Source organism: Hydrogenophaga sp. ZJX-1 (genome assembly GCF_048590325.1).
Taxonomy (GTDB): Bacteria; Pseudomonadota; Gammaproteobacteria; order Burkholderiales; family Burkholderiaceae_C; genus Hydrogenophaga.
On sequence record NZ_JBMBRA010000006.1, the window covers coordinates 64,587 to 86,383 of the forward strand.

A 21,797-nucleotide genomic window follows, 5' to 3' on the forward strand; every position below is an offset into this window, starting at 1 on the left:
CCTGTTCAGCGCAGGGCAGGGGTCTGCGCTCCGACCGGCGCCGACAAGTCGGCGTCGCTGCGGATGCGCAAAAAGGTGGCGAAGCGCGGCAGGCCACTGTCGTGCAGGCCCCGGTAGCGGTAGGTCACCCAGGTACCCGCCTGGGGCGGCTGCTGGCGCAGGGCATCGCTGAAACCGCTCCCGATCCGGAACCGCCGTCCATCCGGCGACTGCACCAGCAGGGCGCCCATGGCTCCCGCGTATTTGCCCCGACCGGGCACAGACCCCAGCACCTGGGCTTCGGCGTCTTCGTGGGTCTTCACCTTGAGCAGGTCGTCGCTGCGCACGGCGCGGTACAGCGAGTCGCCACGGTGCAGCATCAAGCCTTCGCCGCCCGAGCGCACCATCTGGTCCAGCCGATGGCCCAGCGCTTCGTGGCTGGCCACCCGTTCCTGTGGCACGGCCATCACCCAAGGCTGGCCCATGCCTTGAACCAGCAACCGGTAAGCCTGGATGCGCTCACTGAAAACGCCAGCGTGCGCCGGCAGATCAAACACCATGAAACGGATGCCTCGCCAGGCCGCATCGTCGGGCGTTTGCTGGCGCACGGTGGAAACCGCTTCTTCGAACCGGCCACGACCGGCCCAGAGTTCACCGTCCATGGGTTCGTCGGGCCACCCCTGCGTGAACCAGGCCGGTGCCAGAACTTCAGTCCCACCGCGTGTCAACAAGCGCCGGCCATCCCAGAAGCCGCGCACACCGTCGTATTTTTCGCTGAGCCAGTAGGCACCCAGATCGATACCCGGGCGGTAGACGTTGGCCAGCATCAGGGCCGGGGTGCCGTTGGGGGCGGCCGCCTCTGCCCCTCCGAACGCCAGCAGGCCGAGCGCCGCCAGCATCCATGTCCGCCGGTGCAACAGAGGCTGGCCGGGCGCTTGCACGGTCAGGAACCTGCCGGATCGCTGTCGCGACTGGCGCCGCCGGTCTGGCTGAAGCCCCCGTCCACATAGGTGATCTCGGCGGTCACCCCCGAAGCCAGATCGGACAGCAGGAACGCCGCCACGTTGCCCACGTCTTCGATCGTGATGTTGCGTCGCAGGGGCGATGCGGCGGCGACCATGCCCAGCAGCTTGCCGAAGTCCTTGACGCCGCTGGCGGCCAGCGTCTTGATCGGTCCGGCGCTGATGCCATTGACGCGCATGCCGCGCGGACCCAGCGACTCGGCCAGGTAGCGCACCGAAGCTTCCAGGCTGGCCTTGGCCAGGCCCATGGTGTTGTAGTGGGGAATGATGCGCAGCGCACCGAGGTAGCTCAGCGTGAGCAGGGCGGCTTTGTCGTTCAGATAAGGCAGGGCGGCCTTGGCCATGGCGGGGAAACTGTAGGCGCTGATGTCGTGGGCGACGCGGAAAGCTTCACGCGACAGGCCATCGAGAAAGTCGCCGGCGATCGCCTCGCGTGGCGCAAAGCCGATGCTGTGCACGAAGCCGTCAAACTTCGGCCAGGTTTTCGACAGACCGGCAAACATCTGGTCGATCTGGTCGTCGTCGCCGACATCGCAGTCGAAGATCAGCGTCGAGCCGAACTCGGCCGCAAACTCGGTGATGCGGTCTTTAAAGCGTTCCCCCACATAGCTGAAAGCGAGTTCGGCGCCCTGCTGGTGACAGGCTCTGGCGATGCCATAGGCGATGGATCGGTTGGACAACACCCCCGTGATCAGCAATTTTTTGCCGGCCAGAAAACCCATGACGCGACCTCCAGTGAAATTTCCAGCAGAATTGTCGCATGCACCCACCGCTTCACCGATTCCGTTCACGCCTGGCTGGTCTGTGTTCGGTGGCCGTGCTGGCGCTGTCTGCATCCCCGGCCTGGTCGGCCCATGGTTATGCCCTCTGGGGCGATCTCAGATACCCGCCAGGGTTTGCCTATTTTTCCTATGTGAACCCTGCTGCGCCCAAAGGGGGCGAGTTGCGGCTGGTCAGCAACCTGCGCGTGTCCACCTTCGACAAATACAACCCGTTCACCTTGCGGGGCAGTGCACCTGCCTACCTGTCCGACCTGATGTTCGACTCGCTGCTCACGGGCGCGCTGGACGAAACGGGTGCCGGCTACGGGCTGCTGGCCGAAGACGTGGACGCCGCGAGTGATGGCCTGTCGGTCACTTTCCGGCTGCGACGAGAGGCGCGTTTCCACAATGGCCAGCCGGTGCTGGCCGCCGATGTGAAGCACAGTTTTGACACCTTGATGGGGCCGCACACTTCGCCCGCCTACAAGACCATCCTGGAAGACGTGGCCGGGCTGGACGTGATCGACGAGCGCACGGTGCGCTACCGCTTCAAGAAGCCCAACCGCGAAATGCCGTTGACGGTGGGCGGTCTGCCCGTGTTCAGCCGCGCCTGGGGCGATGCGGTGGATCCCAAGACCGGGCAACGCAAGAGCTTTGACCAGGTTGTGATGGACTTTCCCATCGGCAGCGGGCCTTACAAGATCGGTCCGGTGCAGTTCGGCAAGGACATCACCTACGTGCGCGACCCGGCCTACTGGGCGCGCGACCTGCCGGTGCGCCGGGGTACCGCCAATTTCGACCGCATCACGGTCAAGATCTACAAGGACAGCACGGCGCGCCTGGAGGCGCTGAAGGCCGGCGAGTTTGACTTGATGCGGTTCTTCTCGGCCGGTGACTGGGCGCGCCGCGTCAACGGCAAACGCTTCAACACCGGTGAACTGGTCAAGGCCGAGTTCAGCCACCGCCTGCCCATGGGTTTCCAGAGTTATGTGCTCAACACCCGTCGCAAACCGCTGGACGACATCCGGGTGCGCGAGGCGCTGGGGCTGGCGATGGACTACGAGTGGATGAACCGGCAGATGTTTTACGGCGGCTACCAGCGGGTGCGAGGCCTGTTCGGCAACACCGATTGTTCGCCCACGAACGGGCCCGGCCCCGACGAGCTGGCGCTGATGCAGCCCTGGCGCAGCCAGTTGCCTGCCGCGGCCTTTGGCCCCATGTACGCACCGCCGCGCACCGACGGCCAGGACTCCCTGCGCGGCAACTTGCGCAAGGCCCAGGCGCTGTTGCGCGAGGCGGGCTGGACGGTGCAGGACGGGCAATTGCGCAACGCCCAGGGGCAAGCCATGGTGCTGGAATACCTGGACAGCGCCGAAACCGGGGCGAGGGTCGTCACACCGTGGGCGCGCAATCTGGAAAAGCTGGGCATCGAACTGAAGTTCCGGCCGGTGGACTTCGCGCTGTACCAACAGCGACTGCGCGGTTTCGACTTCGACATCATTTCCATCGCCTACGGCGGCACACCCAACCCCGGCGCCGAATACGCCGACCTGTTCGGCAGCCAGGCGGCCAAGACCGAAGACTCCGGCAACTTCGCGGGCGTCAGCAGCCCCGCTGTGGATGCGCTGATCGCCCGGATGGTCAATGCGCGCGTCAAGCCCGACTTTCTCGCCGCCTGCCGGGCGCTGGACCGCGTCATCAGCCACAGCCACTACCTGATCCCGCAGTGGTCAGCGACCACGCACCGCATGGTCTACAACGCCTGGCGGCTGGAGCGGCCAAAAGACATGCCGCCTTACGCCGCCGGAGAATCCTGGGCCATTGACACCTGGTGGAGCAAGCAGTGATCACCCCCATCGCTTGCTCAATGAGATCAGGTACAAACTGACCATGTGGGTCTACATCCTCAAACGCCTCCTGCTCATGATCCCGACGCTGTTCGGGGTCTTGCTGCTGACCTTCGTGGTGATCCAGTTCGTGCCGGGCGGGCCGGTGGATCAGTACCTGGCCGAGGCACGCACGGGGCAGGGCGGTGGGGCGGAAGGCGGCTCGGTGTACCGGGGCGCCCAGGGCGTGGACCCGCAGCGTCTGGAGCAGATCAAGGCGCTGTACGGCTTTGACAAGCCGGCGCACGAGCGTTTTTTCCAGATGCTCGGGCAATTCGCGCGCTTCGATCTGGGCACCAGTTTTTTCCAGAACAAGGCGGTGTCCGAGCTCATCGTCGAGAAGCTGCCGGTGTCCATCAGTCTCGGCATGTGGACTTTTTTCATCAGCTACCTCGTGGCAGTGCCGCTCGGTGTCGCCAAGGCGGTTCGCGCCGGCACCCGTTTTGATCTGGTGACCACGCTGCTGGTTCTGATCGGCTATGCCATCCCCGGCTTTGTGCTGGGCGTGGCGCTGCTGGTGATCTTTGGCGGGCAACTGCAGTGGTTTCCGCTGCGCGGGCTCACCTCATCGAACTGGGACGAACTGAGCTGGGGCGCGCGCATCCTGGATTACCTCTGGCACATCACCCTTCCGCTGACGGCCATGGTGCTCGGGAGTTTTGCGGTCACGGCGATGCTCACGAAGAACGCCTTTCTGGAAGAAATCCGCAAGCAGTACGTGATGACGGCGCGCGCCAAGGGCCTGAGCGAACGCCAGGTGCTGTGGAAGCACGTCTTCCGCAATGCGCTGATCCCCATCGTCACCGGCTTCCCCTCGGCCTTCATCGGTGCCTTTTTTGCCGGCTCGCTGCTGATTGAAACGCTGTTTTCGCTTGATGGCCTGGGCCTGCTGAGTTATGAAAGTGTGATCCGGCGCGACTACCCCGTCGTACTGGGCACCCTGTTCCTGTTCACGCTGATCGGGCTGGTGACCAAGCTGGTGTCGGACCTTTGTTACCTCTGGGTCGATCCCCGGGTGAAGTTCGATTGATGGCGTCCGCTTCCCTCTCCCCGTCCCGCCGTGCCTGGCAGCGCTTCAAGCGCAACCGCCTGGGCTACTGGAGTCTGGTGATGTTCTGCGTGCTGGTGGTGGCCAGCCTGTTCGCCGAGCTGCTGTCGAACGACCGGCCGCTGATCGTGCGCTACGAGGGCAGCACCTATTTCCCCATGGTGCAGGACTACCCCGAAACCACGTTCGGTGGCGACTTTGAAACCACCACCGATTACCTCGACCCGTTCATCCGCGAGCAACTGACCCGCGGAAACAACTGGGCGGTCTACGCACCCAACCCTTATGGCCCGAAGACGCTCAACTACTTCGCGAAAGAGCCCAATCCTTCGGCCCCGACCCTCGACAACTGGCTCGGCACCGACGACCGCGGGCGCGACCTGCTGGCCCAGCTGATCTATGGCTTCCGGGTCAGCGTGCTGTTTGCGCTCGCGCTCACCTTCATCGGCGTCGTCCTCGGTGTGATCACCGGCGCCATCCAGGGTTTTTTCGGCGGCAAGACCGACCTGGCCTTCCAGCGCTTCATCGAAATCTGGGGCTCGATGCCCGAGCTCTACCTGCTGATCATCTTTTCCGCCGTGTTCGCGCCCAGCATCAGCCTGCTGCTGGTGCTGCTCAGCCTGTTCGGCTGGATGGGCCTGTCCGACTACGTGCGTGCCGAGTTCCTGCGCAACCGCCAGCTGGACTATGTGCGCGCGGCGCGCGCGCTGGGCCTGTCGAACGCGCAGATCATCTGGCGCCACGTGCTGCCCAACAGCCTCACGCCGGTGGTCACCTTTCTGCCATTCCGCATGAGCGCGGCCATCCTGGCGCTGACTTCGCTGGACTTTCTGGGCCTGGGCGTGCCGCCCGGCACGCCGTCGCTCGGCGAACTGCTCAGCCAGGGCAAGAACAACATCGACGCGTGGTGGATTTCCATGTCCACCTTCGCCGTGCTGGTGATCACGCTGCTGCTGCTCACCTTCATGGGCGATGCCTTGCGCGACGCGCTCGATCCGCGGAAGGCCGAACAATGACGGCGCCGCTGCTCCAGGTTCAGAACCTGCAGGTGGCCTTCAACGGCCAGCCGGTGGTGCACGGCATCAACTTTTCGATTGATGCCGGGGAAAAGCTGGCCCTGGTGGGCGAGTCCGGTTCGGGCAAGACGGTGTCGGCACTCTCGCTGCTGCGCCTGGTGCACAACGCCGAGGTCAGCGGTTCGGCGCTGCTGGCAGGGCGGGACCTGCTGCAGATGAGCGAACACCAGTTGCGCGGCGTGCGCGGCGACGACGTGGCTGTCATCTTCCAGGAACCCATGACGGCGCTCAACCCACTCTATACGGTGGGCGACCAGATCACCGAAGTGCTGCAGCTGAAAAAAGGGCTGACCGTGAGCCAGGCCCGGTCGGCCGCCGTGGAGCTGCTGGCCTCGACCGGCATCCCCGAGCCGACCCGCCGCGCGGGCGCCTTCCCGCACCAGCTCAGCGGCGGCCAGCGCCAGCGCGCCATGATCGCCATGGCGCTGGCCAGCAACCCGAAATTGCTGCTCGCCGACGAGCCCACCACCGCGCTGGACGTGAGCCTGCGCGGCCAAATCCTCGACCTGCTGGCCGATCTGCAGCGCCAGCACGGTATGGCGGTGTTGCTGATCACGCACGACCTGAACCTGGTGCGGCGTTTCGCCGACCGTGTGGCGGTGATGGAGCGCGGTCATCTGGTGGAGCAGGGCGGCGTGGCAGAGGTGTTTGCCGCACCGCAACACGCCTACACCCGCATGCTGCTGGCCAGCAAACCCGGGCGCGATGTGGTGGAAGCACCTGCGGATGCCGGTGAACCGGTGCTGCAGGCGCGTGGCCTGCGCGTGAGCTACCCGGTGCCGCTGCCGGGTCTGCGCGGCTGGTTCAAGAAGGGCGAGTTCGTGGCGGTGCAGGGCGCCGATCTCGACATTCCTCCCGGGCGCACGCTGGGCGTGATCGGCGAGTCGGGCTCGGGCAAGTCCACGCTCGCGCTGGCTGCGCTGGGCCTGTTGCCGCACGGGGGCAGCCTGCGGGTGACCGGGACCGACTGGAGCGAGGCCCACAAGGCGGGCCAGAGCCGCGCCCTGCGCCAGCGCATCCAGGTCGTCTTCCAGGACCCGTTTTCTTCGTTGTCGCCGCGCATGACGGTGGAGCAGATCGTGGGCGAAGGCCTGTTGGTCCACGAGCCCGGGCTGTCCGCCGCCCAGCGCCGGGAGCGCGTGGTGGTTGCCCTCGCCGATGTCGGCCTGGTGGACGACCCCCGCCATGGCGGCGACTGGCTGCAGCGTTACCCGCACGAGTTTTCGGGTGGCCAGCGCCAGCGTCTCGCCATTGCGCGCGCACTCATCGTCGGGCCTCGCCTGCTGGTGCTCGACGAACCCACCAGCGCGCTGGACGTGACCGTGCAGAGACAGGTGCTCGCCCTTCTGCAGCGCCTGCAGCGCGAGCGCGGCCTGAGCTACCTGCTGATCACGCACGATGTCGACGTCATCGCCGCCATGGCCCACGAGGTCGTGGTGATGAAAGACGGTGCACTGGTGGAACGGGGTCATGTCGACCAGGTGCTGCAGCACCCGCAGCATCCCTACACCCAGGCCCTGGTAAGGGCGGCCGCCTGAACTGCGTGTTCGGGCATGAATTAACATCTCCGCCGTCCCAGGCCGCCGTGGCGCGTCTGAGCGCGAACCCATTCCACCTCCATGACACAGACCCTACCGCCAGCGCCTTCCCCAAACGCCGCCGTGCCCGTGGACATGATCTCGCCTGTCCGCTGGATTGAAAAGGGCTGGGACGATCTGCGGGCCAACCCTGTGCCCGGTCTGGTCCATGGTGCGCTGATCACCCTGTTCGGCTGGCTGCTGATGTGGGCGGCGCGCGATAGATTCTGGCTGCTGGCGGGCGCTTTTTCCGGCTTCCTGATTGTCGCCCCGGTGCTGGCGACCGGTCTGTACCACGTCAGCCGCGAACGGGCCGCCGGGCGCATGGCGGGTCTGGGCGATGTGCTGGCGCTCTGGCGCTCGTTTGATGGGCGCCTGGTGCGCTTTGGTCTGTTGCTGGGGCTGGCAGGCACGGGCTGGGTATTGACCTCGGCCGGCCTGATCACCCTGTGGTCCGAGGTGCCGATCAACAAGCCGGCGGATTTTCTGAAACATGTGGTGCTGGTGAGGGAGCCGGGCCTGTTTGAAGTCTGGCTCCTGATGGGGTCGCTGCTCGCGGCGCCGGTTTTTGCTTCCAGCGTGGTCGCCATTCCGATGCTGGTGGACAAGAGCGTGCCGGTCAGCATGGCGGTGACCGCGAGCTGGCGCGCCGTGGCCGATCATCCCGGGCCGCTGGTCTGGTGGGCGGTGCTGATCGGCATGCTTTTCGGCATGGGCCTGATCACCGCCTTGCTGGGTCTGATCGTGGTCATCCCCCTGGTGGCCCATGCCAGCTGGCACGCCTACCGCGATCTCTGCCCCGAAACTTCTATTTCTAGCCCCACGGCGCCAGCCGCCTGAGCCGCAACGCGGCACTTTTTCATGGAAACCACCCTTTTCGGCTACACCGAGGGCCAGATCGCCCAGTTCGGGCTGACCTTCGGCGTCGGCGCGTTCATCCTCTACATGCTTTTCATTGTGTTCAACCTCGCGCTGGAGTCCAAGGCGGGCAAATTCGGCTCCTTCATCCTGTTTCTGGTGCTGTCGCTGGGCATGCTGGGTTTCGTCGCCAAGAACATCATTCAATGGGTGTTGGGTATTTGATGGCGCCGGTGGCTCGGATATTGCAATAGGGGTCTCAGACGGGTTATAATGCGAGCTTCACGACCAAATGGGCGGGTTACTACCGGCCCATTTTTTTTGGCCGAACGCTTTTCCAACCAACACCGAACAAGGCAGATACCGCACCAATGGCCTGGCAAGAAACCGTCACGCAAACCGTCACTGGACTGGGTTTTGACCTGGTGGATCTGGAGCGTTCCGCCGGTGGTTTGTTGCGTGTCACGATCGATTTGCCCTGGCAGGCGCCAGAAGCGGGCCAGCCCGCACCGGTACCCCAGTTCGTGACGGTGGAAGATTGCGAGAAGGTGACGCGCCAGCTGCACTATCTGCTGGAAGTCGAAGGTCTGGAGTACCGCCGGCTGGAAGTGGGTTCGCCGGGTATTGACCGTCCGCTCCGTCACGAAATGGATTACATCCGGTTTGAGGGTCACGTGGTTGACCTCACGCTGAAGGCGCCGATCGGCGTCACGGACTCTGGTATTTCGGCCAGTCGGAAAAAGTTTCGCGGTACGCTGGAGCGGGCCGCTGATGGGGTGTCCTGGCAGCTGGTGTGGAGCGATGCGCCCGAACCCAAGCCGGGGCAGCGCGTGAGCAAGAAACGTGTGCCGCCGCCGCTGCAGGCGCTGGGCTTTGTGCTGGACGATGTCCAGCAGGCCCGGTTGGCGCCCATTGTGAATTTCAAGGGTCGTCAGACGGCTTCAGATGGATTGGATCCGGTTTGAAGTTGTTGTTGTGCGATCCATTCATGCAAAAAATTGTTTGTGACTCTGGAAAAGAGCTTCGGAAAGGTGGGCGAGTGATATGAACCGCGAAATGTTGATGCTGATCGATGCCATCTCGCGCGAGAAAAATGTCGAACGTGACATTGTGCTGAGCGCTGTGGAATTGGCGCTGGCCTCGGCCACCAAAAAACTCTACAAGGGCGACGTGGACATCCGCGTGGCCATGAGTCCGGACGATGGCTCCTACGAGACCTTCCGTCGCTGGCTCGTCGTGCCCGACGAAGCGGGCCTGCAGAACCCCGATGCCGAAGAGCTGCTGACCGATGCGCGCGAGGAAATTCCCGATATCGAAGAAGGCGACTTCATCGAGAAGCCGGTTGAAAGCGTGCCCATCGGCCGCATCGGCGCCATGGCCGCCAAACAGGTGATCCTGCAGAAGATTCGCGACGCCGAGCGTGAGATGCTGCTCAACGACTTCATGTCGCGCGGCGACAAGATCTTCGTCGGCACCGTCAAGCGCATGGACAAGGGCGACCTCATCATCGAGAGCGGCCGTGTCGAAGGCCGTTTGAAGCGCAGCGAGATGATCCCGAAAGAGAACTTCCGGACGGGCGACCGTGTGCGCGCCATGATCATGGATGTGGACCTGACGCTGCGTGGCGCACCCATCCTGCTGTCGCGCTCGGCCCCGTCGTTCATGATCGAGCTCTTCCGCCAGGAAGTGCCTGAGATCGAACAGGGCCTGCTGGAGATCAAGACCTGCGCCCGCGATCCCGGTTCGCGCGCCAAGATCGCCGTGCAATCGCACGACAAACGCATCGACCCGATCGGCACCTGTGTCGGCGTGCGCGGTTCGCGTGTCAATGGCGTGACCAACGAACTCGCCGGCGAACGCGTGGACATCGTGCTGTGGTCCGAAGACCCGGCTCAGTTCGTCATCGGCGCCCTGGCGCCGGCCAACGTGGTCTCGATCGTGGTGGATGAAGAGCGTCACGCCATGGACGTGGTCGTGGATGAAGAAAACCTGGCGATCGCCATCGGCCGCGGTGGACAGAACGTGCGTCTGGCCTCCGAGCTGACCGGCTGGCGCATCAACATCATGACCGCCGACGAGTCGGCGCAGAAGCAGGCCGAAGAAGCCGACGGCATCCGCAAGATCTTCATGGCTAAGCTGGACGTGGACCAGGAAATCGCCGATATCCTGATCGAGGAGGGGTTCACCAGCCTCGAAGAAGTGGCCTATGTGCCGCTGCAGGAAATGCTGGAGATCGAATCGTTCGACGAAGACACCGTGAACGAACTGCGCACCCGTGCCAAGGATGCCCTGCTGACCATGGAGATTGCCCGGGAAGAAAGCGTCGAGGAAGTCTCGCAGGATCTGCGCGACCTCGAAGGCATGACCCCCGAGCTGGTGGCCAAGCTGGCCGATGGCGGCGTGCACACCCGTGATGAACTGGCCGACCTGGCCACCGACGAATTGACCGACCTGACCGGCCAGACGCCTGAAGAGGCCACGGCGATGATCATGTTGGCCCGCGCTCACTGGTTCAACAGTGACGAAACGCCTGCATCCAACTGAACCGAGCAGGCCAGAGCGGAGAAAAAACACCTATGACCAGTACCACTGTCGCCGAATTGGCTGCCGAGCTGAACAAGACCACCTCATCGCTGCTGGAGCAACTCTCCTCAGCCGGGGTGCCCAAAAACGCGGGGACCGATCCGGTCACCGAGTCCGACAAGCAGAAGCTGCTGGGTCACCTCAAGGCCAGCCATGGCACCTCGGGTGGCGAGCGCAAGAAAATCACCTTGGTCAAGAAATCGACCAGTGAAATCAAGCAGGCTGACGCCACCGGTCGTGCCCGCACGATCCAGGTCGAGGTGCGCAAGAAGCGCACCTTCGTCAAGCGCGACGACGATGTGATCGCCCCGGAAGTCGTGCCCGAGCCAGAGGCGCCAGCGGTTCCCGTCATCGATGAGGCCGAATTGGCCCGTCGTGAAGAAGATGCACGCCATCAAGCCGAACTGCTGCGTCGCCAGGAAGAAGAACTGTCGCAGAAACGCCAGCAGCGCGAAGCCGAAGAAGCCCGCGCGGCCAAGGCCGAACAGGACCGGATGGCTGCAGAAGCGGCCGAGGCAGCGGCGCGCGCCGAGCGTGAAGCCGTTCAACCCGCAGCTACTCCCGTCGATGCCGCTGGCAGTGCTGCGGCCCGCATCGTCGAGCACGAAAAAGCCCAGGCCGCGTCGCTGGAGCGTGAATCTGCCGCCCGTGTGCTGGCCGACAAGAAGGCCGAGGTCCAGAAGGCCGACGACCTGCGCGCCCAGGACCTGATCGAGCGCCGTCGCAAGGCGGAAGCCGAAGCCGCCAACATCCGCGCCATGATGGCAGCTCCGGCCAAGACGATGGTGGCCAAGAAGCCTGAGCCCACGCCGGATCCCAAGGCCATCAAGGGCACGCTGCACAAACCTGCTGGCACACCCGGTGCCAAACCCGCGGGCACGGCTGCTGTGGCGGCTGTCGCGGGTGCGGCTGGCAAGAAAGAAGTCAAGTCCGAGAACCTGTCTTCGACCTGGAAAGACGACGCGGCCAAGAAGAAGGAAATCAAGACCCGTGGCGACACCAGCGCCGGGCGCTCCAACTGGCGCGGTGGTCCGCGTGGTGGTGGTCGTCGCAACGACCGCGACAGCCGTGACACCGGTCAGAGCAGTTTCGTGGCGCCGACCGAATTCAAGGTCATCGAGGTGCACGTGCCGGAGACCATCACGGTCGCCGAACTGGCGCACAAGATGAGCTTGAAGTCGTCCGAGGTCATCAAGCAGTTGATGAAGCTCGGCCAGATGGTCACCATCAACCAGCCGCTGGACCAGGACACCGCCATGATCGTGGTGGAAGAGCTGGGCCACAAGGCCATCGTTGCCGCGCTGGACGACCCGGAAGCCTTTACCGACGAAGACACCGAGCAACTGGAAGCCGAGCTGCTGCCGCGCGCTCCGGTCGTGACCGTGATGGGTCACGTGGACCACGGCAAGACCTCGCTGCTGGATTACATCCGCCGCGCCAAGGTGGCGGCGGGCGAAGCCGGTGGCATCACGCAGCACATCGGTGCCTACCACGTGGAAACCCCGCGCGGCGTGATCTCCTTCCTCGATACCCCGGGTCACGAGGCGTTCACCGCCATGCGGGCCCGTGGTGCGCAGGCGACCGACATCGTGATCCTGGTGTGTGCGGCCGATGACGGCGTCATGCCTCAGACCAAGGAAGCCATCAAGCACGCGAAAGCGGCAGGCGTCCCCATGGTGGTTGCCCTCACCAAGATCGACAAACCCGGCGTCAACCTGGAGAAGGTGCGCTCCGAGCTGGTGGCCGAAGAAGTTGTGCCCGAAGAGTTTGGCGGCGACGTGCCCTTTGTGAACGTGTCGGCCAAGACCGGCGAGGGCGTGGACGCTTTGCTGGAGCAGGTGCTGCTCCAGGCCGAAGTGCTGGAACTCAAGGCGCCGGTCGATGCCATGGCCAAGGGCCTGGTGATCGAAGCGCGTCTGGACAAAGGCCGCGGCGCCGTGGCCACGGTGCTGGTGCAGAGCGGTACGCTCAAGACCGGCGACGTGATTCTGGTTGGTCAGACTTCGGGCCGCGTGCGCGCCATGCTGGACGAAAACGGCAAGACCATCAAGTCCGCAGGTCCTTCCATTCCGGTGGAAATCCAGGGTCTGTCGGAAGTCCCGCAGGCCGGTGACGACTTCATGGTGATGACCGATGAGCGCCGTGCGCGCGAAATCGCCACCTACCGTGCCGGCAAGTTCCGCAACACCAAGCTGGCCCGGCAACAGGCAGCCAAGCTGGAAAACATGTTCACGGACATGTCGGCGGGCGAGGTCAAGGTCTTGCCCATCATCGTCAAAGCCGATGTGCAGGGTTCCCAGGAAGCTCTGGGCGCTTCGCTGCTCAAGCTTTCGACCGACGAGGTCAAGGTGCAGCTGGTGTTCTCCGGCGTGGGTGGCATCAGCGAGTCCGACGTCAACCTGGCCATCGCGTCCAAGGCCGTGATCATCGGCTTCAACGTGCGAGCCGATGTGGGCGCGCGCAAGCTGGCCGAAGGCAACGACGTGGATCTGCGCTACTACAACATCATCTACGACGCCGTCGATGAGTTGAAAGCGGCCATGTCCGGCATGCTGGCGCCCGAGAAACGCGAAGAGATCATCGGTTCGGCCGAGATCCGCACCGTGTTTGTCGCGTCCAAGATCGGTACGGTGGCGGGTTGTATGGTCACTTCGGGCCAGGTCACCCGCAACGCACACTTCCGTCTGCTGCGCGAAAACGTGGTGGTCTACACCGGCGAGATCGACACTTTGAAGCGTCTGAAGGACGATGTGCGCGAAGTCAAGGAAGGCTTCGAGTGCGGTATCAAGCTCAAGAATTACAACGACATCAAAGAGGGCGATCAGCTCGAGTTCTTTGAGATCAAGGAAGTGGCGCGTACCCTCTGATCGGGGTATGTTTCGAGCACCAACATGGCTGTCAAGAAGTCTTCCACTCCCAACCGCGGTTTTCGCGTGGCCGACCAGATCCAGCGTGATCTGGCCGAGCTGATCGCGCGCGAGCTGAAGGATCGCCGGGTGGGCATGATCACGATCAACGCGGTCGAGGTCACGCCCGACTACGCACACGCCAAGGTGTTCTTCAGCCTGTTGACCGGCGACCCCGAGGAAACCCAGCAGGGCCTGAACGCGGCGGCCGGTTTCCTGCGCAGCGGACTTTTCAAGCGGCTGCACATCCACACCGTGCCCACGCTGCACTTCATCTTTGACCGCACCACCGAGCGCGCGTCGGACATGAACGCCTTGATCTCCAAGGCGGTGGCGTCGCGTTCCAAAGACGAGGAATGAGCATGCAGCGCCAAAGCACCAGGGTGCAACGGCGCCCTGTGCATGGGGTGCTGCTGCTAGATAAACCGCTGGGTCTCTCCAGCAACCAGGCCTTGCAGAAGGCCAAGTGGTTGCTGCGCGCCGAAAAAGCCGGCCACACCGGCACGCTCGATCCGCTGGCCACCGGTGTGCTGCCCTTGTGTTTTGGCGCGGCCACCAAGTTCAGCCAGTTGCACCTCGACGCGGACAAGACCTACGAAACCACCGTGCGCCTGGGACTGAAAACCAGCACCGGTGACGCCGAAGGTGATGTGATCGAAACCCGGCCTGTGACCTGTACCGCGGGTCAGGTGGTCGAGGTGCTCGACCGCTTCATGGGCCCGATCGCCCAGGTACCGCCCATGCACAGCGCGCTGAAGAAAGACGGCAAGCCGCTGTACGAATACGCCCGCGACGGCCAGACCGTCGAACGCGAAGCGCGCCAGGTGGTGATTCACGATCTGGACCTGCTGGACATGCAGCTTGACGGCGACGCACCTTGCCTGCGACTGCGCGTGCGCTGCAGCAAGGGCACCTACATCCGTACCCTGGGCGAAGACATTGGCGAAGCGCTGGGCTGTGGCGGGCATCTGACCATGCTGCGCCGCACCGCCACCGGGCCTTTTGATGCCACACAGTGCACCACCCTGGATGCCCTGGCCTCGGAAACCGAAGACCAGCGGCTGGCGCACCTGGCGCCGGTCCAGGTCTTGCTTGAAGGACATGTGCCGGTCACGCTGGATGCCGACAATGCCGGACGCTACCTCAGTGGTGTGCGCCGGCGAGGCGAATGGCCTGATCAGAACCAGGTGGCGGTGTTCGGCCCGGCGCCGACGACCTCCACCGAAACGTCAAACCCCTCGATGGTCCTGCTTGGCAGCGGGCACACAGAGGGCGGTGAACTCATCCCGGGGCGGCTGCTGAGCCCCATTGAAATACAGCAAATCCTGGAAACCGCAACATGAGCAAACAGATCCGCAACATCGCCATCATCGCCCACGTCGACCACGGCAAAACAACCATGGTTGACCAGCTGCTGCGCCAGTCGGGCACCTTCGCCGAACACGAAAAAGTCGTGGACACGGTCATGGACAACAACGCGATCGAAAAAGAGCGCGGCATCACCATCCTGGCCAAGAACTGCGCGGTGAGCTGGAAGGGCACGCACATCAACATCGTGGACACCCCCGGCCACGCGGACTTCGGTGGTGAAGTCGAACGCGCCCTGTCCATGGTGGACGGTGTGGTGCTGCTGATCGACGCCCAGGAAGGCCCGATGCCACAGACCCGCTTCGTGACCAAGAAGGCGCTGGCCCTGGGTCTGAAGCCCATCGTGGTGGTCAACAAGGTGGACAAGCCCGGTGCGAACCCCGACAAGGTGGTCAACGCCGCCTTCGACCTGTTCGACAAGCTGGGTGCCAACGACGAACAGCTCGATTTCCCGGTGGTCTATGCCTCCGGTATCAACGGCTGGTCTTCGCTGGAAGAGGGCGCGCCCGGTGAGCAGTGGGGTCCCGACATGTCGGCCCTGTTCGAGACCGTGCTGAAGCACGTGCCCGCGCAGACCGGCGACGCGTCAGCGCCGTTGCAGCTGCAGATCTCCGCACTCGATTTCTCGTCCTTCGTCGGCCGCATCGGCGTGGGCCGCATCAGCCAAGGCACGATCAAGCCCAACATGGACGTGCTGGTGATGGAAGGCCCCGATGGCAAGACCATCAAGGGCCGCATCAACCAGGTGCTGACGTTCCAGGGTCTGGACCGTGTGCAGGCGACCGAAGCCGGCCCGGGCGAGATCGTGCTGATCAACGGCATTGCCGACATCGGCATCGGCGTGACCGTGACCGATCCGCTGAACCCTGCACCGCTGCCCATGCTCAAGGTCGACGAACCGACCCTGACCATGAACTTCTGCGTCAACACCAGCCCGCTGGCAGGCCGCGAAGGCAAGTTCGTGACCAGCCGCCAGATCTGGGACCGTCTGCAGAAGGAACTGCAGTCCAACGTGGCGCTGCGCGTCAGCGAAACCAGCGAAGACGGCATCTTTGAAGTGATGGGTCGCGGTGAACTGCACCTGACCATCCTGCTGGAGAACATGCGCCGCGAAGGCTACGAGCTGGCTGTGTCCAAGCCGCGCGTGGTGTTCCGTGATGTGGATGGTGTGCGGCATGAGCCCATCGAGCTGGTGACGGCCGACATCGAAGAGCAGCACCAGGGTGGCGTGATGCAGGCCCTGGGCGAACGCAAGGGCGAGCTGGTCAACATGGAGCCGGACGGCCGTGGCCGCGTGCGCCTGGAATACCGCATCCCGGCCCGTGGCCTGATCGGTTTCACCAACGAATTCCTGAACCTGACCCGCGGTTCCGGCCTGATCTCCAACATCTTCGACAGCTACGAGCCGCACAAGGGTGACATCGCCAGCCGCAAGAACGGCGTGCTGATCTCCATGGACGATGGTGAGATCTTCACCTACGCCCTGGGCAAGCTGGACGACCGCGGCCGCATGTTCGTGAAGGCCGGTGACCCGGTGTACGAAGGCATGATCGTCGGCATCCACAGCCGCGACAACGACCTCGTGGTCAACGCCACGCGCACCAAGCAGCTGACCAACTTCCGCGTCTCCGGCAAGGAAGATGCGATCAAGATCACGCCGCCGATCGACCTGAACCTGGAATACGGCGTCGAGTTCATTGAAGACGACGAGCTGGTCGAAATCACGCCCAAGTCGGTCCGTCTGCGCAAGCGCTTCCTGAAAGAAAGCGACCGCAAGCGCAACCGCGACTGATGACGCTTCGACACGGCCTGGCGCCGTGTTGTGGTTTCAGCCCATGCCTTTTCGCGCCCTCAGCCGCCTGAGCCACACCCAGGCGGTGTTCATGATGATCGCGGTGACCCTCATGTGGTCGATCGCCGGCGTGGTGTCGCGCCAGCTCGAATCGGCGGCCCGCTTCGAGGTGACTTTCTGGCGCAGTGCGTTCACGGCGCTGTCGTTGCTGGTCATCCTGCCGGTCTGGCGTGCGGCCGACCGCCGGGGGGGCGTTCAGGCACCCGGTGAGCAGGCGCGCTCGGTCATCGGCCGTACCCTCCATCAACATTGGGGTCTTTTGCCCGAGTCGCGTGCGTTCTGGGTGTCCGGCGTGTGCTGGAGCGTGATGTTCACCGCCTTCATGCTCGCGCTGACCTTCACCAGTGTGGCCAACGTTCTCGTCATCATGGCGCTGGGCCCTTTGATGACGGCCTTGCTGGCGCGCTTTGCCATCGGGCAGCGTCTGCCGCTGCGCACCTGGCTGGCCATTGTTGCAGCTGGTGCGGGTATTGCCTATATGTATGGGAGCCAGATGCTGACCGCCTTGTCGGACACGACGGCCAGCGCATCGGGCCTGTTGCTGGGCTCCCTGATCGCGCTGTGCGTGCCTGTGGCCGCTGCCGTCAACTGGACGGTGGTGCAACGCAGCCAGTCGCACGGCGAGCGCATCGACCTCGTGCCATCGGTCATGCTCGGGGCGGTGCTGTCTGCGCTCTACACGCTCGCACTGGCGCTGCCGTTTGCGGCCACCCGCGCGGACATCGGCTGGCTGGCCTTGCTGGGGCTGGTGCAGCTGGCCATTCCCTGCGTGCTCTCTGTTGTCTGTGCTCGCGTGCTCAAGGCGCCTGAAGTGTCCCTGCTCGCCCTGCTGGAGGTGATTTTCGGCATCGTCCTTGCATGGTGGCTGGCGAACGAGGTGCCGGGAACCGAGGTGCTCGCCGGGGGCAGTCTGGTGATCGCCGCCCTGGTGATCAACGAACTGCTGGGCTGGCGGTCGCGAGCCGGCACGCCACGCATACAGACCCTCAACGCCGACGCCCGCGAATCCTGAACCGACCGAACCGAGGATCCCTCACATGACCAATGCGCTTGCTTCTGAATCCCTTGTCGTGGCCGAGGTTCGTGGCCGCGTCGGCTGCATCACGCTGAACCGGCCCAAGGCGCTCAACGCGCTGTCGCTGGGCATGATCCGCGACATCACGGCGGCCCTGATCGCCTGGCGCGACGACACCCATGTGCTGGCCGTGGTGGTGCGCGGCATGGGCAAGGAAGGCCCGTTCGGGGCCTTCTGTGCGGGCGGCGACATCCGTTTTTTCCATCAGGCAGCGCTGGCCGGCGATCCCGAGCTGGAGGACTTCTTCACCGAAGAATACGCGCTCAACCACCTGGTCCACACCTACCCCAAGCCCTATATCGCCCTCATGGACGGCATCGTCATGGGCGGCGGCATGGGCATCAGCCAGGGGGCCAGCCTGCGCATCGTCACCGAGCGCAGCAAACTGGCCATGCCCGAAACCGGTATCGGTCTTTTCCCCGACGTGGGTGGCGGCTATTTCCTGAGCCGTTGCCCCGGTCGCCTGGGTGAATACCTCGGGCTCACGGGACACGTACTGGGTGGCACCGAAGCCATGAGCATGGGCCTGGCCGATGCCTTGATGGACAGCGGCCGCCTGACCGGTTTGTGGGAGACGCTGGGTCAGACGCCGTTTGAAAGCGGAGAGGCTGTCGAGCGCTGGTGCCGCAACCACGAACAAAAGGTTTTCACCCGGGTGGTCTGGCCGCTGGCCGAGATCGACCGGGTGTTTTCGCTGGACAGCGTGGGGGCGATCGTGTCAGCGCTGGCCGCAACCCCAGGCGACTGGGCGGCCCAGACACTGGCGGTGTTGAACAAGCGCTCGCCGCTGATGCTGCACGTGGTGCTGGAGCAGGTGCGCCGGGCCCGTCGCATGGGCCTGGCCGACGCCTTGCGCATGGAGCGCGACATGGTGCGCCATTGTTTCCATCTGCGCCCCGGCGCGGCGAGTGAAACGGTGGAGGGCATCCGCGCGCTGGCCGTGGACAAGGACCACAGCCCGCGCTGGAACCCCACCCGCGTTGAAGATGTGACGCCCGAGATGGTTGCCCCGTTCTTCGTCAGTCCCTGGCCCGCGCATGCGCATCCGCTGCGGTCACTGAGCTGATTGGAGGCATGGCTCGTACGCGGCCGCCTGGCCCTGGCCAAATCGTCAGAGCCCGGCGGACAGGCTGTGCACCCAGGCCAGCTGTTGCGGCAGGCACACGCGGTTGAGATCGTAGTGGGATCGCGCGAAGGCGCGCGCGGCGGTCCCCAGCCGCTGGCGTTCTGCGGCATCGTCCAGCAGTGAGCCAATGGATCGAACCAGCCCCGTTCCATCGAAAAAATCCACCAGTTGCCCGGTTTCACCTGGCGCGATCACTTCGCGCACCGGCGCGGTGTCGCTGGCCACGATCGCAGCGCCCACGCTCATGGCCTCCAGCAGGCTCCAGCTCAGCACAAAAGGGTAGCTCAGGTACACATGCACCCGCGACACCTGCAGCAGCCGGGTGAACGCCTCGCGCTCCAGCCTGCCGAGAAAGTGCACCCTGGCCCAGTCCGCGTCAGGGATCTGGTCTTTCACTTCGCTGCAGAACACCTCGCGCCAGGTGCGCCCGGCAGGAGCAGCCGCCCCATAGCCCGTCTCTTCGCCGCCCACCAGCAGCACCTGCGCGTTCGGCCGCTCGTGCAACAAGGCAGGCAAGGCCCTCATGAGCACGTGAATGCCGCGGTAGGGCTCCAGATTCCGCGCCACATAGGTGATCACCTCATCGTCCCGGGTCAGCGTCCGCGCACCGCCCGGCAACGGAAAACGCACATCGGGGTCGGGGCACAGCACGTCGGTGTCAATGCCGTCGTGCGCCACGCAGATGCGGTTGCGCCAGGCCGTGGGAAAGGTGCTGGCCTGCCAGTGGGTCGGGCTCAAGGCTCCGTCGGCCTGGTCCAGGTGGGCCAGGTGGTTGAGGTTTTTCATCTGCAGACGGCAGGCATCGGCTTCCGCATCGGGTGGAGCGAACTCGGGGTCAAAACCCACATCGGCGCCGTCGAGCTGGTAGAAAAACTCGGCGTACAAGCCCAGCCGGGCCCGGGGCCAGACCTGCTTCACGAACATCGGTTCACCCCATCCCGGGTGTGCCACGATCACGTCGGGCACAAAGCCCTGGTTGCGCAGCGATCGTGCCGCCTGCCAGCAGGCCGTGGCCCGCAGCGTCTTGGTTTCGATGTCGACCAGCCAGGGGTGCAGCCCCGGCGTGTTGGCGCCCTGAAGCGGGTAGGGCAGCACCCGCACCCCGCGCCAGGTCTGCGGCTCGCCCTTGGGTTGCACCATCAGCGCCACGACCTGATTGCCTGGTTGCGCGGCCAGCGCAGGCGCCAGGTGCCGGAATTGACCCGGAAAGTTCTGGTGGATGAACAGGTATTTCAAAGGCGCCTTCCTTCTGGGTTCATCGGCGTACGCCATTGATCGATCGCCCGGTCTCAGCGGCTTCGGCTCTTCATCGCCCGTTCGACCTCGCGCTTGCCTTCGCGCTCCTTGATGGTGTCGCGCTTGTCGTGTTCGGCCTTGCCCTTGGCCAGTGCCATTTCACACTTCACCTTGCCATTTTTCCAGTGCAGGTTGAGCGGCACCAGGGTATAGCCCTTCTGTTCGATCTTGCCGATGAGGCGGCTGATCTGGTCGCGGTGCAGCAGCAGTTTTTTGGTGCGCACCGAGTCCGGGCTGACGTGGGTCGAGGCGGTGTTGAGCGGATTGATCTGGCACCCGATCAGGAACAGCTCGCCTTCGCGGATGACGACATAGCCATCGGTCAGCTGCACCTTGCCCTCGCGCAGCGCTTTGACCTCCCAGCCTTCGAGCACCATGCCGGCCTCGAAACGCTCCTCGATAGCGTAGTTGAACAGCGCCTTTTTGTTATCGGCAATGCGGCTGTCGACGCCCTTGGTGGGCGCGCTTTTACTGGGTTTGGTGGCCATGGAGTGTCAGTTGCGGCCGTTTCTGGCCAATACAATGGCAGCGAAGAAGCTGCCGGGCGGCATGTCATTGTTGGCGGCTTGCCTGAAATGCCCGCCTGATTGTATGAAAACGATTCAAAAGTCTGTTTTGCTCTGGCACAGCGCCCACGAGATGTTCGCGCTGGTGACCGATGTGCACCACTATCCGCAGTTTTTGCCCTGGTGCGACCACGGTGAAGTGGTTGAACGTGGCAAAGAAGGCATGGTGGCCAAAGTGGGCATGTCCATCAGCGGCCTGCGCCATAGTTTCACGACCCGCAACACCCATGTCGACGACCGCCAGGTGCTGATGGAGCTGGTGGACGGACCGTTTTCGCATCTGGAGGGTTGCTGGGATTTCACGCCGCTGGGTGACGGTACGGAGCGGGCTTGCAAAGTCGAATTCCGTCTGACCTACGGTTTCTCCAGCAACACGCTGGCCAAGCTCGTGGGCCCGGTGTTTGACAAGATCGCGGGCAATCTGGTGGACGCCTTCGTCAAGCGCGCCGACCAGGTGTACGGCGCATGAACATCACGCTGGTCTACGCCAGTGCGCCCCGCACGGTGCATCAGCTGGCGCTGCAGGTGGCCGACGGCTGCAGCATCGCCCAGGCCTTGGAGCAAAGCGGCTGGCTGGCCCAGTTCCCGGACATTCGGCGTGAGCCCCTGGCACTGGGCATCTGGGGGCACAAAGCCACGCCGTCCACGGCACTCCGGGAGGGCGATCGGGTGGAGGTGTACCGCGCGCTCCGGGTGGACCCGAAGGTCGCGCGCCGGGAACGCTTCGTGGGGCAGGGCGCTCGGGGCACCGGCCTGTTTGCACGACGCAGGCCGGGCTCCAAGGCGGGCTACTGACCCGTCCCCGGAAGGCCGAGTCC

The 21,797-nt window shown here is 64.3% G+C and carries 20 protein-coding genes; 16 read left to right on the plus strand and 4 right to left on the minus strand.

Annotation, left to right across the window (positions count from 1 at the left end; translation table 11 throughout):
• Positions 1-5: 5 nt before the first annotated feature.
• Both ACN5W5_RS17255 and fabI read right to left on the minus strand, forming a co-directional pair.
• Positions 6-878: a DNA ligase gene (locus tag ACN5W5_RS17255; protein WP_420049723.1), complete on the minus strand. Its 873-nt coding sequence runs from the start codon at positions 876-878 to the stop codon at positions 6-8.
• Between the two features lie 44 nt (positions 879-922).
• On the minus strand, positions 923-1,723 hold the full coding sequence (gene fabI / locus ACN5W5_RS17260; protein ID WP_420049724.1) for an enoyl-ACP reductase FabI: 801 nt from the start codon (positions 1,721-1,723) through the stop codon (positions 923-925).
• A 38-nt stretch (positions 1,724-1,761) separates the two neighbouring features.
• On the opposite strand from fabI, the gene ACN5W5_RS17265 reads away from it, so the two are divergent.
• The 14 genes from ACN5W5_RS17265 (at position 1,762) to ACN5W5_RS17330 (ending at position 19,057) form a co-directional block, all read left to right on the plus strand.
• Complete coding sequence (locus ACN5W5_RS17265) at positions 1,762-3,609, plus strand: extracellular solute-binding protein (RefSeq protein WP_420049725.1); 1,848 nt, start codon at positions 1,762-1,764, stop codon at positions 3,607-3,609.
• Between the two features lie 43 nt (positions 3,610-3,652).
• On the plus strand, positions 3,653-4,678 hold the full coding sequence (locus tag ACN5W5_RS17270) for a microcin C ABC transporter permease YejB (RefSeq protein WP_420049726.1): 1,026 nt from the start codon (positions 3,653-3,655) through the stop codon (positions 4,676-4,678).
• Positions 4,678-5,712, plus strand: coding sequence for an ABC transporter permease (locus ACN5W5_RS17275; protein ID WP_420049727.1), 1,035 nt, complete (start codon positions 4,678-4,680; stop codon positions 5,710-5,712). The genes ACN5W5_RS17270 and ACN5W5_RS17275 overlap by 1 nt, the downstream gene beginning before the upstream one ends.
• Complete coding sequence (locus ACN5W5_RS17280; RefSeq protein ID WP_420049728.1) at positions 5,709-7,310, plus strand: ABC transporter ATP-binding protein; 1,602 nt, start codon at positions 5,709-5,711, stop codon at positions 7,308-7,310. Before ACN5W5_RS17275 ends, ACN5W5_RS17280 begins: the two co-directional genes overlap by 4 nt.
• 135 nt (positions 7,311-7,445) lie before the next feature.
• Positions 7,446-8,189 (plus strand): DUF2189 domain-containing protein, encoded by a 744-nt coding sequence (locus tag ACN5W5_RS17285; RefSeq protein ID WP_420049729.1) that lies wholly within the window; start codon positions 7,446-7,448, stop codon positions 8,187-8,189.
• A 21-nt stretch (positions 8,190-8,210) separates the two neighbouring features.
• Positions 8,211-8,432, plus strand: a complete 222-nt coding sequence (locus tag ACN5W5_RS17290; RefSeq protein WP_177134148.1) for a DUF2788 domain-containing protein — start codon at positions 8,211-8,213, stop codon at positions 8,430-8,432.
• Positions 8,433-8,578: 146 nt separating this feature from the next.
• On the plus strand, positions 8,579-9,172 hold the full coding sequence (rimP, locus tag ACN5W5_RS17295; RefSeq protein ID WP_420049730.1) for a ribosome maturation factor RimP: 594 nt from the start codon (positions 8,579-8,581) through the stop codon (positions 9,170-9,172).
• Positions 9,173-9,251: 79 nt separating this feature from the next.
• On the plus strand, positions 9,252-10,751 hold the full coding sequence (nusA, locus tag ACN5W5_RS17300) for a transcription termination factor NusA (RefSeq protein WP_420049731.1): 1,500 nt from the start codon (positions 9,252-9,254) through the stop codon (positions 10,749-10,751).
• 32 nt (positions 10,752-10,783) lie between these two features.
• Entirely contained in the window at positions 10,784-13,657 is a 2,874-nt protein-coding gene (infB, locus tag ACN5W5_RS17305; RefSeq protein ID WP_420049732.1) for a translation initiation factor IF-2, read from the plus strand.
• Between the two features lie 24 nt (positions 13,658-13,681).
• Positions 13,682-14,056, plus strand: coding sequence for a 30S ribosome-binding factor RbfA (gene rbfA, locus ACN5W5_RS17310; protein WP_177134140.1), 375 nt, complete (start codon positions 13,682-13,684; stop codon positions 14,054-14,056).
• 2 nt (positions 14,057-14,058) lie between these two features.
• Positions 14,059-15,039, plus strand: a complete 981-nt coding sequence (gene truB, locus ACN5W5_RS17315) for a tRNA pseudouridine(55) synthase TruB (protein ID WP_420049733.1) — start codon at positions 14,059-14,061, stop codon at positions 15,037-15,039.
• On the plus strand, positions 15,036-16,856 hold the full coding sequence (gene typA, locus ACN5W5_RS17320; protein WP_420049734.1) for a translational GTPase TypA: 1,821 nt from the start codon (positions 15,036-15,038) through the stop codon (positions 16,854-16,856). The genes truB and typA overlap by 4 nt, the downstream gene beginning before the upstream one ends.
• Before the next feature lie 43 nt (positions 16,857-16,899).
• Positions 16,900-17,928, plus strand: coding sequence for a DMT family transporter (locus ACN5W5_RS17325; protein WP_420049735.1), 1,029 nt, complete (start codon positions 16,900-16,902; stop codon positions 17,926-17,928).
• A gap of 25 nt (positions 17,929-17,953) precedes the next feature.
• Positions 17,954-19,057, plus strand: a complete 1,104-nt coding sequence (locus tag ACN5W5_RS17330; RefSeq protein WP_420049736.1) for an enoyl-CoA hydratase/isomerase family protein — start codon at positions 17,954-17,956, stop codon at positions 19,055-19,057.
• 45 nt (positions 19,058-19,102) lie between these two features.
• Here ACN5W5_RS17330 and ACN5W5_RS17335 read toward each other — a convergent pair whose 3' ends face one another.
• Entirely contained in the window at positions 19,103-20,353 is a 1,251-nt protein-coding gene (locus ACN5W5_RS17335; RefSeq protein ID WP_420049737.1) for a glycosyltransferase, read from the minus strand.
• Between the two features lie 53 nt (positions 20,354-20,406).
• Positions 20,407-20,901, minus strand: coding sequence for an SsrA-binding protein SmpB (gene smpB / locus ACN5W5_RS17340; RefSeq protein ID WP_177134131.1), 495 nt, complete (start codon positions 20,899-20,901; stop codon positions 20,407-20,409).
• 103 nt (positions 20,902-21,004) lie between these two features.
• On the opposite strand from smpB, the gene ACN5W5_RS17345 reads away from it, so the two are divergent.
• Both ACN5W5_RS17345 and ACN5W5_RS17350 read left to right on the plus strand, forming a co-directional pair.
• Entirely contained in the window at positions 21,005-21,448 is a 444-nt protein-coding gene (locus ACN5W5_RS17345; RefSeq protein ID WP_420049738.1) for a type II toxin-antitoxin system RatA family toxin, read from the plus strand.
• Entirely contained in the window at positions 21,445-21,774 is a 330-nt protein-coding gene (locus ACN5W5_RS17350; RefSeq protein WP_420049739.1) for an RnfH family protein, read from the plus strand. The genes ACN5W5_RS17345 and ACN5W5_RS17350 overlap by 4 nt, the downstream gene beginning before the upstream one ends.
• Positions 21,775-21,797 lie beyond the last annotated feature (23 nt).

Bases quoted from the DNA above. Each gene is read 5' to 3' on its own strand.
- fabI (WP_420049724.1), bottom strand. From the start codon at position 1,723: ATGGGTTTTCTGGCCGGCAAAAAATTGCTGATCACGGGGGTGTTGTCC.
- infB (WP_420049732.1), top strand. From the start codon at position 10,784: ATGACCAGTACCACTGTCGCCGAATTGGCTGCCGAGCTGAACAAGACC.
- smpB (WP_177134131.1), bottom strand. From the start codon at position 20,901: ATGGCCACCAAACCCAGTAAAAGCGCGCCCACCAAGGGCGTCGACAGC.
- ACN5W5_RS17270 (WP_420049726.1), top strand. From the start codon at position 3,653: ATGTGGGTCTACATCCTCAAACGCCTCCTGCTCATGATCCCGACGCTG.
- rbfA (WP_177134140.1), top strand. From the start codon at position 13,682: ATGGCTGTCAAGAAGTCTTCCACTCCCAACCGCGGTTTTCGCGTGGCC.
- ACN5W5_RS17325 (WP_420049735.1), top strand. From the start codon at position 16,900: ATGCCTTTTCGCGCCCTCAGCCGCCTGAGCCACACCCAGGCGGTGTTC.
- ACN5W5_RS17345 (WP_420049738.1), top strand. From the start codon at position 21,005: ATGAAAACGATTCAAAAGTCTGTTTTGCTCTGGCACAGCGCCCACGAG.
- typA (WP_420049734.1), top strand. From the start codon at position 15,036: ATGAGCAAACAGATCCGCAACATCGCCATCATCGCCCACGTCGACCAC.
- nusA (WP_420049731.1), top strand. From the start codon at position 9,252: ATGAACCGCGAAATGTTGATGCTGATCGATGCCATCTCGCGCGAGAAA.
- ACN5W5_RS17290 (WP_177134148.1), top strand. From the start codon at position 8,211: ATGGAAACCACCCTTTTCGGCTACACCGAGGGCCAGATCGCCCAGTTC.
- ACN5W5_RS17265 (WP_420049725.1), top strand. From the start codon at position 1,762: ATGCACCCACCGCTTCACCGATTCCGTTCACGCCTGGCTGGTCTGTGT.
- ACN5W5_RS17350 (WP_420049739.1), top strand. From the start codon at position 21,445: ATGAACATCACGCTGGTCTACGCCAGTGCGCCCCGCACGGTGCATCAG.
- ACN5W5_RS17330 (WP_420049736.1), top strand. From the start codon at position 17,954: ATGACCAATGCGCTTGCTTCTGAATCCCTTGTCGTGGCCGAGGTTCGT.
- truB (WP_420049733.1), top strand. From the start codon at position 14,059: ATGCAGCGCCAAAGCACCAGGGTGCAACGGCGCCCTGTGCATGGGGTG.
- rimP (WP_420049730.1), top strand. From the start codon at position 8,579: ATGGCCTGGCAAGAAACCGTCACGCAAACCGTCACTGGACTGGGTTTT.
- ACN5W5_RS17280 (WP_420049728.1), top strand. From the start codon at position 5,709: ATGACGGCGCCGCTGCTCCAGGTTCAGAACCTGCAGGTGGCCTTCAAC.
- ACN5W5_RS17255 (WP_420049723.1), bottom strand. From the start codon at position 878: ATGCTGGCGGCGCTCGGCCTGCTGGCGTTCGGAGGGGCAGAGGCGGCC.
- ACN5W5_RS17275 (WP_420049727.1), top strand. From the start codon at position 4,678: ATGGCGTCCGCTTCCCTCTCCCCGTCCCGCCGTGCCTGGCAGCGCTTC.
- ACN5W5_RS17285 (WP_420049729.1), top strand. From the start codon at position 7,446: ATGATCTCGCCTGTCCGCTGGATTGAAAAGGGCTGGGACGATCTGCGG.